This window comes from Ensifer sp., from assembly GCF_035999185.1.
In the GTDB taxonomy this organism is placed as follows: domain Bacteria; phylum Pseudomonadota; class Alphaproteobacteria; order Rhizobiales; family Rhizobiaceae; genus Ensifer.
On sequence record NZ_DASYHB010000199.1, the window covers coordinates 1 to 12452 of the forward strand.

The 12452-nt window shown below is 62.7% G+C and carries 14 protein-coding genes; 6 read left to right on the forward strand and 8 right to left on the reverse strand.

The genetic code is table 11. From position 1 onward, the window contains the following. Positions 1-169: 169 nt before the first annotated feature. From VGO04_RS26885 to VGO04_RS26895, 3 genes are all read right to left on the reverse strand, one after another. Positions 170-712: a VOC family protein gene (locus VGO04_RS26885; RefSeq protein ID WP_327499023.1), complete on the reverse strand. Its 543-nt coding sequence runs from the start codon at positions 710-712 to the stop codon at positions 170-172. A 133-nt stretch (positions 713-845) separates the two neighbouring features. Continuing rightward, the gene (locus tag VGO04_RS26890) at positions 846-1844 is read right to left on the reverse strand and encodes an ABC transporter substrate-binding protein (RefSeq protein WP_327499024.1); all 999 of its coding nucleotides are present in this window, start codon (positions 1842-1844) and stop codon (positions 846-848) included. A gap of 37 nt (positions 1845-1881) precedes the next feature. Next, on the reverse strand, positions 1882-2820 hold the full coding sequence (locus VGO04_RS26895; RefSeq protein ID WP_327499025.1) for a fumarylacetoacetate hydrolase family protein: 939 nt from the start codon (positions 2818-2820) through the stop codon (positions 1882-1884). A gap of 98 nt (positions 2821-2918) precedes the next feature. Between VGO04_RS26895 and VGO04_RS26900 the strand changes: the two genes are divergently transcribed. Together VGO04_RS26900 and VGO04_RS26905 are read left to right on the forward strand one after the other, a co-directional pair. After that, positions 2919-3722 (forward strand): glutathione S-transferase family protein, encoded by an 804-nt coding sequence (locus tag VGO04_RS26900; RefSeq protein ID WP_327499026.1) that lies wholly within the window; start codon positions 2919-2921, stop codon positions 3720-3722. A 26-nt stretch (positions 3723-3748) separates the two neighbouring features. Next, complete coding sequence (locus VGO04_RS26905) at positions 3749-4357, forward strand: malonic semialdehyde reductase (RefSeq protein WP_327499027.1); 609 nt, start codon at positions 3749-3751, stop codon at positions 4355-4357. 58 nt (positions 4358-4415) lie between these two features. On the opposite strand, the gene VGO04_RS26910 is transcribed toward VGO04_RS26905, so the two are convergent. Genes VGO04_RS26910 through VGO04_RS26920 form a run of 3 tightly spaced genes read right to left on the reverse strand, consistent with a single transcriptional unit; the run spans position 4416 to position 6702 of the window. Next, complete coding sequence (locus VGO04_RS26910; protein ID WP_327499028.1) at positions 4416-4823, reverse strand: RidA family protein; 408 nt, start codon at positions 4821-4823, stop codon at positions 4416-4418. Next, on the reverse strand, positions 4820-5740 hold the full coding sequence (locus VGO04_RS26915) for a dihydrodipicolinate synthase family protein (protein ID WP_327499029.1): 921 nt from the start codon (positions 5738-5740) through the stop codon (positions 4820-4822). Before VGO04_RS26915 ends, VGO04_RS26910 begins: the two co-directional genes overlap by 4 nt. Before the next feature lie 11 nt (positions 5741-5751). Beyond that, positions 5752-6702, reverse strand: coding sequence for an alpha/beta hydrolase (locus tag VGO04_RS26920; RefSeq protein WP_327499030.1), 951 nt, complete (start codon positions 6700-6702; stop codon positions 5752-5754). A gap of 191 nt (positions 6703-6893) precedes the next feature. Here VGO04_RS26920 and VGO04_RS26925 point away from each other — a divergent pair, with 191 nt between their 5' ends. From VGO04_RS26925 to VGO04_RS26940, 4 genes are all read left to right on the forward strand, one after another. Continuing rightward, positions 6894-7298: a VOC family protein gene (locus VGO04_RS26925; protein WP_327499031.1), complete on the forward strand. Its 405-nt coding sequence runs from the start codon at positions 6894-6896 to the stop codon at positions 7296-7298. 98 nt (positions 7299-7396) lie between these two features. Beyond that, positions 7397-8332, forward strand: a complete 936-nt coding sequence (locus VGO04_RS26930; RefSeq protein ID WP_327499032.1) for a 2-hydroxyacid dehydrogenase — start codon at positions 7397-7399, stop codon at positions 8330-8332. A gap of 75 nt (positions 8333-8407) precedes the next feature. Next, the gene (locus tag VGO04_RS26935) at positions 8408-9058 is read left to right on the forward strand and encodes a GntR family transcriptional regulator (protein WP_327499033.1); all 651 of its coding nucleotides are present in this window, start codon (positions 8408-8410) and stop codon (positions 9056-9058) included. Positions 9059-9447: 389 nt separating this feature from the next. Then, positions 9448-10401 carry a sugar ABC transporter substrate-binding protein gene (locus tag VGO04_RS26940; RefSeq protein WP_327499034.1) on the forward strand — a complete coding sequence of 318 codons (954 nt, stop codon included), beginning with the start codon at positions 9448-9450 and terminating at the stop codon, positions 10399-10401. Between the two features lie 71 nt (positions 10402-10472). On the opposite strand, the gene VGO04_RS26945 is transcribed toward VGO04_RS26940, so the two are convergent. Both VGO04_RS26945 and VGO04_RS26950 read right to left on the reverse strand, forming a co-directional pair. Continuing rightward, the gene (locus tag VGO04_RS26945) at positions 10473-11915 is read right to left on the reverse strand and encodes a TRAP transporter large permease (protein WP_327499035.1); all 1443 of its coding nucleotides are present in this window, start codon (positions 11913-11915) and stop codon (positions 10473-10475) included. After that, on the reverse strand, positions 11912-12427 hold the full coding sequence (locus tag VGO04_RS26950) for a TRAP transporter small permease (protein ID WP_327499036.1): 516 nt from the start codon (positions 12425-12427) through the stop codon (positions 11912-11914). Before VGO04_RS26950 ends, VGO04_RS26945 begins: the two co-directional genes overlap by 4 nt. Positions 12428-12452 lie beyond the last annotated feature (25 nt).

The following is a 12452-nucleotide window of genomic DNA, read 5'->3' on the forward strand; positions in this document are numbered from 1 at the left end:
TGACTTCGAAATATCGGACGCCGTATTCCCAGAAGAGCAGAAACGCACCGAAAAAGAGGACGACTTGGCTGTAGGCAACAAGTCGCGAATTAGAGCCTGGCATGGAGGCCTCCGACGACAGAATTTTCATGCATGGTGAAGGGCGCCGGCTGACGCCGGCGCCGGGAGGTCACTGTCCCTGCTTGTCCTTGACCACCTGATGCGGTGGCGGCACGACGAAGCGCTTGAAGCGCCACTGGTCGAAGGCATCGATATTGCGCTCCCACACCTTTGCGGTATGTGGGCTGTCCTCCGTGACCTGGATCATGTCGCAGTAGATTTCGCAGTTGTTCCCGTCGGGATCCTTGAACACGAGGAAGCAGTTGGCTCCGGGACCGTGCTTGCCGATGCCGCGGACGATTTCGACGCCCCGCTCCTGCAGCATTTCGGCCGCAGCCTCCATGTCCTCCAAGCTGTCGACCAGGTAGGAGAAATGCTCCAGGCCGGGCCGCGTGTAGCGTGGCAGGTCGTTGAAATCGGGTGAGTCCGCCGGCAGCTGCGACAGGGCAAGATCGTGATGATCGGCGCCTGCGCGCAGGAAGACCATCTTGTCCTCGATCCAGTCGGACACCTCCAGCCCTACCACATTGGTGTAGAAGTCGACGGACTTGTGGATGTCGCGGACCATCAGGACCATGTGGCCCAGCTTCCTCACATTTATCTTCTTCTTCATGTTCCTCTTCCCTGAACCGAACGGACTTTCCAGAGCGCCGTGCGTTCGCAAGAAACGCACAAACGACGCTCTAACACTCTGATTCCAGAGCATCTTACTGCCTTCAGGTGTTTCCACTCGAAGGCAGAATGCACTAGCGACTGATGTTGCGATAAAGGTCGGTCGTCTTGATGCTGTCGTCGACGACGAAGGCTTCACGCACGAAGTTCATCGTCTTTTCCATGCGGTCCGCCCGCACGAAACCGAGGTCCTTGTTATCCGCGTGCGGATCGCGAACCAACGCATTGATCTGGCGGATCTGTTCGAGCACCACGCTCTTCTTCAAGGTCGGGTATTGCTTGACGATGAGGTCGGCGGCCTCTTCCGGATGCGCGGCCATGTAGTCGTAGCCGCGGTAGGACGCGTCGAGAAACTTGTCGACAACTTCAGGCTTCTCCGAAAGCAGAGCCTCTGTCGTGACGAAACCGCTGCCGTACATGTCGAGACCGAAATCGCGGTACTTGATCATGCCGATCTTCTTGCCGGTCTCACCGGCATTCTCGTTGAGGATGGCAAGGCTTGCGCCTTCCCAGCACTCGGCGAGATCGACCTGGCCTTCGAGGAAGGACGAGGTGATGACGGCCGGGTTCATACGCAGGAGCTTCAGATGATCCTTCGGCAGGCCGTTCTGTTCGAGCCAGGCCGGAACGATGTTCTGCACCGGCGACGTGGCGCCGCCGCCGACCGACTTGCCGCTGAAGTCGGCGAGCGTCATCTCCTTGCCGCCGTCCTTTTGCAGATAGCAGAGGGCGCCTGGCCAGACCGTGTTGATCGAGCCGACGAAGACGGCCTTGCCGCCGTTGACGCGGTTCAGGATGACGCTGACCGGATCACCATAGCCAATGTCGAACAGCCCCTGGTCGATCTCGTTGACGGTGCGCTGGCCGCCATATCCCTGGTAGACGGACACGTCGAGCCCGGCTTCGTCGTAGAAGCCTTTGGCCTTGGCCACGAGCACGCCGCCGACGCTGCCCTGGGGCAGCCAGGACATGTTGAACGAGATCTTTTCTGCCGCGCTTGCGGCCGTCATCATCGATGCGAACGCGCCCGCCAATGCGGCCAGTCGCAATGCAGTCCCAAATTTTTTAGCCATACTGTCTCCTCCTCAGTTCAGCCATTGTTGGCCTTGGTTATTCGATCCGAGCTCCTCTGATCGGATTGGTGATCGTGCCGACCTTCTCCACACCGGCTGTCACGATATCGCCGGCATTCAGGAACTCTCCGGTCCCCATGCCCACCCCGTCCGGCGTGCCGGTTGCAACGAGATCTCCGGGCCGAAGCGTCAGGATCGACGACAGGTACGAGATCTGCTCGGCGACCGAGAAGATCATCGATCCGGTGCTGTCGTCCTGCTTGCGGGTGCCGTTGACGTCGAGGGTCAGGCGAAGGTCCTGCGGATCGCCGACGCAATCGGACGGCACCAGCCAGGGCCCAAGCGGCGCGAAGGTGTCGAAGCTCTTGCCGCGGAACCAGTCGTGCTTGAACGGGAAATCGCTGCGGCGCGTCAGATCGCGCGAGGTGATGTCGTTGATCACTGTGTAGGCGGCGACGTGATCGAGCGCACGCTCGACGGGAATGTCACGGCCACCGATGCCGATCACGGCGGCAAGCTCGACCTCCCAGTCGACCTTCTGTGCACGCTCCGGCAGGATGATTGCTTCGTCCGGTCCGATGACGCTTGAATCCGCCTTCATGAAGACGAAGGGCTGACTCTCGGACTTGGCGGCCAGCACCGTACCCATCTCCTGCGCATGCTCGACATAGTTCGAAGCGGTAGCAAAGATCCTGACCGGACGATAGGGCGCACAGAGCTTTGTACCCGTACCCAACGGCTCGAACTTGCGGCCGCTGTCGACGAGACGCTCAGCAAGGCCCGCAAGCGCCGGCTCCACATCCGTCCAGGCATTGAGCATGCCTTCGATCCCGCCAGCGAGCCATTTGCTCCAGGCCTCTCCCGGTTGCCTGAGGACCCGCGAAACAAGGTCGAGATCATAGACGCCCTCTTCGGTCACAATGACCGGCCGGACTTCCTCCCTGATGAGCCTTTGCCCCAGTGCATGCCAAACCACCAGACTTCTCCTTACCTCGTTGTCCGTATCGTTCTTGCATACAATTTCGTGTTTGTGTATTCTTGTCAAGCGAAAGGTGCACACAATATGAGGGTGAAATGCTGGAACGAGAGATCGAACTTTTCCACCAATGGGGATCGATCCAGTCATTCAAGGTGCGAGTCTGCCTTGCCGAACTCTGCCTTGGCTGGGTTTCGCGACGCATCGACCTTTCACGCTTCGAAAACCTTGAACCCAGCTACCTCGCCATCCACCCGCAAGGCCTCGTTCCGGCCCTGAAAATCGGCAGCGAGGTCACGACCGAATCGTCCGTCATCAACGAGCGTCTCGATCTCATCGCCGGCGGCAAGTTGCTGCCTGAGGATGCAGAGACGCGGCGGCGGGTGCGCGACTGGACCGAGCTCGAAGATACGGTTGTTCATCCGGCGGTGAGACCGCCGACATTCAATCTCATCCTGAAGCCGCGACTTCAGCGGCTCTCGCCCGCAGAGATCATGGTGGCGATGGAACGGCATCCGCTAAAAAGCCGCGCCGAGGCCTACAGGCAGGCAGCAATCGCGCCGGTCGATGTTTCGGCCGTCATCGGGTCGATCGTCATTTTTCAGTCGGTTCTCGCCCGCATGGAAATTCACCTGTCCCAGGCGCGCTGGCTCGCCGGCGACGGCTTCACGCTTGCCGATGTGGCGATGGCCGCCTTCATCGACAGGCTCGGCCGGCTGGCCATGGAAGGACTGCTCGCCCCGTTTCCGCTGGCAGCCGATTGGGCCGACCGGATCCGGCAACGTCCAAGCTTTGCCGCCGCCAAAGGCCCGGAGGCCGAGCGCCCCGATCCGCCGGTGGATCGCCACCTCGTCGACCGGCTGATGACGGCCGCCGACGCCCACGTTCAAAACCAAGTCTGACCTCAATTTGACCTCAAGGAGATCCCATGGACCACCAGACCACGCAGCAGCCTCAAGCCGATGCGACCTTGCTCGCAAGGCTTTTCACCGAGGCGCGGAGCCAGAACGGCTGGCTCGACAAGCCGGTGCCGACAGCCTTGCTGCACCAGATTCATGAACTTGCGCGCATGGGCCCGACCAGCATGAACTGCGCGCCGCTGAGGATCGTCTATCTGACCGGCGCGCAAGCAAAGGAGCGGCTGAGGCCGGCGCTTGCGGCCGGCAACGTCGACAAGATGATGAGCTGCCCGGTTGTCGCGATCCTTGCCACCGATTTCGCCTTTGCCGAACACCTGCCCTTCCTGTTCCCGCACACCGACGGCAAGGGCTTCTTTGAGCGCAATCCGCATCTCGTTGCCGACACTGCCTTTCGCAACGCCACGCTGCAGGCCGCCTACTACATGCTGGCCGCCCGCGCCGTCGGGCTCGACTGCGGGCCGATATCGGGCTTCAACGCAGGCGAAGTCGACCGGATCTTCTTTGAGGGAACTGAGACCCGATCGAACTTCATCTGCGGCCTCGGTTACGGCGACCCGTCGAAGCTCTTTCCCCGGCATCCGCGGTTCGCCTTCGACGACGTCTGCACGATCCTTTGAACGCGATGACCCCCGGCGCCGCAACGCCGGGGGTCAAAAAATTCAAGCGGCAAAGCGCTTATCGGGCTTCGGCGGCGACCACCTTCAACTCCACCACCATATCGGGATGCGGGAGCGCGCTGACGCCGACCGTCGTTCGTGCCGGACCATCGGTCGAAAACCAGCTGTTGTATTCGTCATTGACGGCGCGATAGTCCGCCATGTCGGTCAGGAATATCGTCACATCCACCAGTTGGTCGATCCGAGCGGCGTGGCGCTCAAGCGTGTCGGCCACTTTCTGCAGGATGACCCGCAATTGCAGGGCAGCGTCATGGACACGCCTGCCGTCGTCGGAGACCGCGGTACCGGCAATCGTTCCGTCCGCCTGCCGGGCACTCATGCCCGACAGAAACATCAGGCCGCCTGCCCGCCGCAATTCGGCGTAGTTGGCAAGCGGCTTGACGACGGGCGCACTCGCCGCGCTCATGCGTCCTCCCGCACGACGCTCCAGGGGCGGAAGCCGATCTCGGTGCAGGCGGCGACAAACTTCTGCTCGGCCTGCGGGTCGAGCTCCATCAGCGGCGGGCGCACGGCGCGCCAGCTGGGGTCGCCCGTGTGGCGCGCGATCGCGACTTTCATCGCCTGGATCATCGCAAACTGCTGGAAGAGAGCGCGCACCGGCGCGACGGGTGCGAAGGAGACGGCCGCGCCATGCGTCGCGCTTGCCGCGGCCGCATCGACCATCGCCTTGGCATTGACGTTTGCGGTCGCGGAAATGCAGCCCGCAGCGCCCCGTTCGATAGTCTCGCCAAGCAGGATTTCGGAGGCCGGGAACACCTGGAAGCCGTCGCCGACCTCGAGATAGCGGTTGAGATTGTCACGATCGCCAGAACTGTCCTTCACGCCGGCGATGTTTGCCGGGTAGCGACGGCGCAGCGTCTCGATCAGCTCGACGGTGATCGGCACGCCGGTAAACTGCGGAATATGGTAGAGCACGATCGACAGGCGATCGGAGCCGATGGCCTCGATCAGATGCCCGTAGTAGCGGGCAAGCCCTTCGGTGGAGACCGGCTTGTAGAAAAACGGCGGCAGCACCAGCACCGAAGGCGCGCCGGCATCGACCGCTGCACGCGTCAGTTCGACGGTTTCTTCGAGGCTGCAGGCGCCGACGCCCGGCATCAGCGTGCGTGCCGGGATTCCCGCCTGGATCACGTCGTCGAGCAATTGCCTCTTCTTGCGCAGCGACAGTGAAGCGGCTTCGCTGTTGGTGCCGAAGATCGCAAGGCCGGCACCCTGGTCGACGATCCAGCGGCAGTGCTCGATGAACCTCGGCGTGTTGCAGCTCAGGTCCGACTTGAACGGTGTCAGTACCGGCGCGTAGACGGAAAACAGTTCTCTCTTCATGACGTTCACTCTCACTTTTGACAGGATAGACCGCAGGGGAAGAAACCGCACTCTTCCCGGGCGAAAAGGATGATCTCGCGCCCCAATTCGTCCTCGCCGGTATCGAAATGGGCGACGATGGACGTGTGGTTGTGGGACTTCAGCTGCAGGAAGCGCGGCGCCTTGCCCCGGCGCATGGCGTGGCGCTGGACGAATTCGGCGCCATAGGCATCGATGTAGCGGTTCTCGTGTTCGGCAACGGCGATGAAGACAGGCAGGTCACGAGACCCGGCAAAGGTCACCGGCGACCGAGCGTCGTAGACCGCGGGATCGCCGCCAAAGTACTGGCGCACGTTGGCGGCGTTCGGGTTGTCCGGCAGGCAGTCGGCCCGCAGCCGGGCGCTGACGAGCACCGCCCCCTTGATGGCCGGATGCGGCAGCCGGCCGACGGCCGGATCATAGAGATAGCTTGCGACATGGCAGCCACCGGCGGAATGGCCGATCAGAAGGATCGACTGCGGGTCACCGCCGTAATCGGCGATCGAGCCGACGATCCAGTCGACGGCGGCTGCGACATCGCGCGCGCCCTCGGGATACTGCGCACCCGGGGCTAACCGGTATTCGATGTTGACGCCGACAAAACCCTGGCGCGCGAACCAGCGCAGGACATTGTCGTAGATCAGGCCGTCGCCGCTCTTTGAGCCGCGCGTGAAGGCGCCGCCGTGCACGAAGGCGACGACCGGGCGCGCACGCCCGCCGGCGCAGACACGCGCGCTCTCAAAGACATCGAGGCGATGGGCGACGTCGGCGCCATAGGCGATATCGCGGTGTTCGACGAGCGGCTGGCGCGCGACGCTTGCCTCGGCGTGCGGCCGGTAAACCTCGAGCACGACCTTGCGGCTTGCCGCTAGGTCGTCGTTCCAAACTGTTCCTATCTGCCGCAGCCGGTCCTTCTCGCCCGACGACAACCCTGCAAACCGCATCTGCTCCTCCCAGTCTCGCTGACGGCGCAGCATCCGTGCGTCGTCATCAGCGTGCATTTCGATAACACCCAAAAACACACTTGACAACTATTTTGCATACACAGATTACTAATTGCATACACGGAATGATTTGAGCCGTGTTGGCCGGCACATGTTGCGCCGCGCCCATCAGTAGAGAAAGGAAAAATCACATGGCAAAGTTGCGCCATCTCGCTATCGCCGTCTCCGACCCGGAAGCAGCAGCCCAGTTCTTCGAGAAGGCATTCGGCATGACCCGCGCCGGCCAGGCGATGCGCGGCGTCTACATGACGGACGGCATCATGAACGTCGCCCTTCTGAACTTTGGCGAAGAGCCGGTTCCGGGCTTCGAGACCGAAAAGGACTACAACGGCCTCATCCATTTCGGCATGTGGGTCGATTCCGTCGAGGAAACCGACGAACTCGTTCGCAAGGCCGGCGGCTCCTACATGGCCGGTCGCAAGGAATCGAGCCCGAACGTCTTCTATGAGGTCAAGTACAAGACGCCCGAAGGCATCGTCTTCGACGTCACCGAAAATGGCTGGAAGGGCGCCGTCAAGAACGTCAGCGCCGCCTGAAAGACCTGAAGCGACATCGCACCAGCCCAAAATGGCGCGGTGAAGCAGTGCCTGTCCCTCGACTGACGGGGGATCCAAACAAGACTGGAAAGAGTGACATGACCAGAAAGACGATCGTGGTTTCGATACCGGTTTCAGAGGACTGCCTGTCTCGACTATCCAGTCTCTACGACGTGATCGCGCTGCCCGACGGACTGGGCAGCGGATCACCGTCGCTCGACGCTGACGCCGTGTGGGCGGTCGTCACCAACGGCAGCACCGGTCTGACCGGCGCACAGATGGCCAACCTGCCCAATCTGCATTTTGCCTGCTCCTATGGCGCAGGCTACGAGAACATCGACCTTGATGCCGCGCGGCAACGGGGCATCCGCATCACCCACGCCCCGAACACCAACATGGAAACGGTCGCCGATCACGCGCTCGCCCTGATGCTGGCGGTCTCGCGCGACATCTGCGCCCGCGACCGTTCGCTTCGCGAGGGGAACTGGGCAACGATCCGCTCGCCGCGGCCGACGCTTTCCGGCGCGCGGCTCGGCATGATCGGTTTCGGCAACATCGGCCAGGCGATTGCGCGCAGAGCGGAGGCCTTCGGCATGCAGGCGTCCTACACAACGCCGGAGCCGATGCCGGGCGTCACCCAGCCGCATCTGCCGGATGCCGTGTCGCTGGCGCAGGTCAGCGACTTTCTGGTCGTCGCCTGCCCAGGTGGCCCCGCCACGCGTCACCTCGTCAACCGACCGGTGCTCGATGCGCTGGGCCCGACGGGCTTTCTCGTCAACATTTCCCGCGGGATGGTGGTCAATACGCAGGATCTCATCGAGGCCCTGCGCGACAACACGATCGCGGGTGCCGGGCTCGATGTCTTCGAAGGCGAGCCGACCCTGCCGCCTGAGCTTCGCGACCTCGTCAACCTCGTCGTCACCCCGCACATGGCCGGGCGTTCACCCGCATCGGACGCGGCCCAGATCGACGCTCTGATGAACAACCTTGCGGCCGCGAGCGCGGGTGGCGCCCTGACGGCGCAACTTGCATAAATCGGACGCGGTCATTAAACCGATTCCTGGCCACACCTGGCCTTGCTGCGTCGTGAAGACAGGAAAGCTGCACGCATGACAACGATTGCCTCCCAGATTTATCAGCAGCTTGCCGACGAGATCGCCAAGGGCGTCATGGTGCCCGGGCAGAAGCTCGAGGAAAAGACGATCGCCGAGAAGTTCGGCGTGTCGCGAACGCCGGTGCGTGAGGCGATGCGGGAACTCGGCGCACGCGGGCTGATCGAGATGAATCCGCGCCGCGGCGGCATCGTCGCCCGCATCGATATCGAGCAGATGGCCGACATGCTGGAGGCCGAATGCGAGATCGAGGCATCCTGCGGGCGGCTTGCCGCTCAACGCATGACGGCCATGGAGCGCGAACAGCTCTACGAACTGCACCGCCTCTATGCCGATTGCGTCGCCAATCAGGACATTGATGGCTGCAGGGACATCAATCGCAAATTCCACGATGCGATCTGCCGCGGCGCTCACAATCAGACGATTGCGGCCATGGCAGTCGATCTGCGCGCGCGGCTCGCGCCGTTCCGCCAGCATCAGTCCGGCCCGGCGGATATCCGCCTGCAGCAATCGCTCGACGAGCACCAGAAGATCGTCGACGCGATCAGGGCCAACGACGCCGCCGGCGCCTATGCGGCCCTCTCCGAGCACAACGCGCGGCTCAGCGCCGGCGTCATGCGCCGCTTCACCGCCGAAGCCGCGAAGTAAGCGCTCCGCGTCCATCGACGCGAGCGGCTGCTCAATCACTCAATTCCCGGGCAGAAGCGCGACTGGCACCAGATGTGTGGCCGGAGCGCTTTGCGCATGCCAATTCTTGTCGCTCAGGCCGACATGCGACCGATCACCAGCGCATGAGATCCCGTTTCGGTGATCGCCGCGTCATGGCCCTTTCAGATCGCCGATAGCCCTGCAACGCCCCTCCACGCCCAAATCGTTTCAAGTCAAAGCGGCAGAAGGCGTCGCCCGCCTGTGCGCAAACTTATCTGTTTGCATTCTATATTGATTCTGTGCATACATAGTAGACGTAATGAATACCTATAAATTGGTATCACCGTCTGACCGACTGAGTTCAAGACCCTAGTTCTGGAGGAGAAAACATGGGCAAGACTGCACGGTATATGACATTGGCGCTGGCACTCGCCGCTTCGAGCGCGCTTGCGACCCCGGCAGCCGCGGAGGCTGAGAAAACCATCGGCGTCACCGTTCCCTATTTCGGCTCACCGTTCTGGAAGGCCGGTCTCTATGGCGTCGAGACGGCAGCCAAGGAAAAGGGCTACGCCGTCATCAAGGGCGACGCCAAGGACACGGCGGAGGTGCAGATCAAGCAGATCCGCGACTTCATCGACAAGAAGGTCGCAGCGATCATCATCGGCGCTGCCAACGCCGCTGAAGTCGGTCCGGCCGTCGAGGAGGCGATCGACAAGGGCATTCCGGTCATCGCCCTTTCGGTGCCGCCAAAATCCGACCGGCTGACGTCCTTCGTCGGCGCCGACAACATCGGCATGGGCCGCCTTCAGGGCATCTGCCTCGGCCGGGCCATTGGCGGCAAGGGCGAAGTGGGGCTCTTTGCCGGGCCGGACGAGATCTGGGCCAAGCTCCGGGTCACCGGCTTCAAGAACACGATGGAAGCCGATTTCCCTGACATCAAGATCGTCGTCGAGAAGGCCGGCGGCACGAAGGACGCAGGCGTCGCGGCAACCGACTGGACGAAGAGCCACCCGGACATCCACGGCATTTTCACCGCAGCCGACACCATGGCGGTGGAATCGATCAAGTCGCTGGCGCAGGCCGGGGCAACGGACAAGGTCAAGGTCTCGACGTCGAACCTGAATGATGAAGCCCGCGCAGCTCTTGAAGCCGGCACGCTTACCTGCGCGTCGCTCCAGCCGGCTGTCTCCATGGGCCGTGATGCCGTGCGCGAAGCCACGGCCGCCGTCGAAGGCGGCAAGGTGCTGGGCCGGATCGAGGCGCCAGCCCTGTTGGTCACTCGGGAAAAGGTCGCGTCCTACGACTTCAGCAAGATCATCGCGCCGGCAGACTACAAGCCGTAATCGCCACGACGATCAAAGGGGGAGCCGTGCCCTGCCCGGCTCCTTCGTTCTTTAGTGGACGATCGCAGTCCTCAGTTCAGCAGGCGAACCAGCGCCAGGGCGACACCCGGTGACATCGTGACGATCGCCAACCGGACGAGGTCAGCGATCACGAACGGCATCACACCTCGATAGGTCTCGGTGATCGGAACGTCGGTCGCCAGCTTGTTGATAATGAAGACGTTGAGCCCGATCGGCGGGGCGGAGAGGCCGATACCGACAACGATGAGCACGAGAATGCCGAACCAGATGGCGACGTCGTCCGTCGGCATCCCGAAATCGAGCGTCAGAATGATCGGAATGAACACCGGAAGCGTCAACAGGATCATCGCCAGCTCGTCCATGACCGCGCCGAGCACCAGGTAGGTCAGCAGCATGCCGCAGACGACGACGTAGGGCGGCAGGCCGGAGTCTCCGATCATCGCGGCAAGGGTTGCCGGCATCTGGGTCAAGGCGAGAAACGCGCCAAAGACCTCGGCACCCAGCAGGATCAGGAAGATCATGCCGCTGGTTTCAGCCGTCTGCAGCAGAGCGTTTTTCAGGGCACCGAGGCTGAGCGTTCGCTGCATGAGGCCGATCAGAAGGGTGACAGCGGCACCGACCGCCGCCCCTTCCGTCGGCGTAAACACCTCGCCGTAGATGCCACCAACGACGGTCACGGCGACGGCAGCGGCCGGAACGATCGCGAAATCCGCAAGGACGAGCAGCAGTCCGAATATCGCCAGCAACACGCCGCCGACGGTTCCGAGTGGGCCGAAGAGCCAGCCGGCGATAGCGGCGGCAAGGATGAAGAACCCGGCCGGCCTTGCCCAGAACGGGCGATGGGTTCTGGCGACGTCCACTACCGCCACGGGTGGCGCGAGATGGGGCTTTCGCCGCACGACCACGGCGATCGCGATCAGGTAGAAGGCGGCCGCCAACAGTCCCGGCACCAGGGCAGCCTGAAACAGCTTGGCGATGTTCTGCTCGGCGGTGATGGCATAGATCACCAGGATCACCGATGGCGGGATGAGGATGCCGAGCGTACCACCGGCGGCGATCGTGCCTGTGCCGAGGCCGGCATCGACCCGGGCCCTTCGCAGTTCCGGCAGTGCCGCACGCCCAAAGGTCGCCGTCGTTGCGACCGACGAACCGCAGATCGCACCGAACCCGGTGCACGCCGCAATCACCGCCATCGGCATGCCGCCCTTGAACCGGCCGAAACCGCGCTCGGCAACACGGAACAGGGTCGCCGCGATACCGGATTGCTCGGCAAGCGCCCCCATCAGAATGAAGAGCGGAATGACGGACAGCGTGTAGCTCGCAAACTGGCTGTAGGTGTTGGTCTGCAAATAGTAGATCAGCGCATGCGGGCCGGAGAGATAGGCATAACCGGCGGCTCCGACGCTGAGCATCGCAAGCGCGATCGGCATCCGGATGGCGATCAGAAAAAGCATCGCGGCAAAGCCGATGAAAGCAATGGCAAAGCCGCTCATCGGCCGGCTCCAATCTTCAGAATGGCAACGCTCAGGCCGATGATGGCAGCGAGCGCGGCCAGCACGGCGCAGGTGAGATAGACAGGCCAGATTGGCCAGGGAAGCTGGATCAGCGTCGTTCCGTACTGGCGCGCTTCCAGGCCGCCGGTGAAAAGACCCCAGGCGAAAAACGCCAGGCAGCCGGCAAGCAGAAGATCCCATAGGCCGTCGATGACCCGCGTTAGGCGCTCGGGCAGCGCGAGCGTGAAGGTATCGACGGCAATGTGACCGTTGCGCGCCTGGGTGTATCCGAGGAAGGAGAAGGCCGCGACACCGACCGCGACCTCCACCAATTCGTAGTCGGCCGGCACCGGCCGATTGAAGAGCCAGCGCCCAAGCACGCTGACGCTGACGAGGCCAGCCGCAAGGCAAAGGAGCGTGCCGCCAATCAGCGCCAGCCCGCCCGCAAGTCGCTCAATCTCTCGCCGCCGCGGCACATTCACCGTTTCCTGGCTATCTATGTTGTCCGTCATTCCGGCCCCAGAACCTTGATTTGCG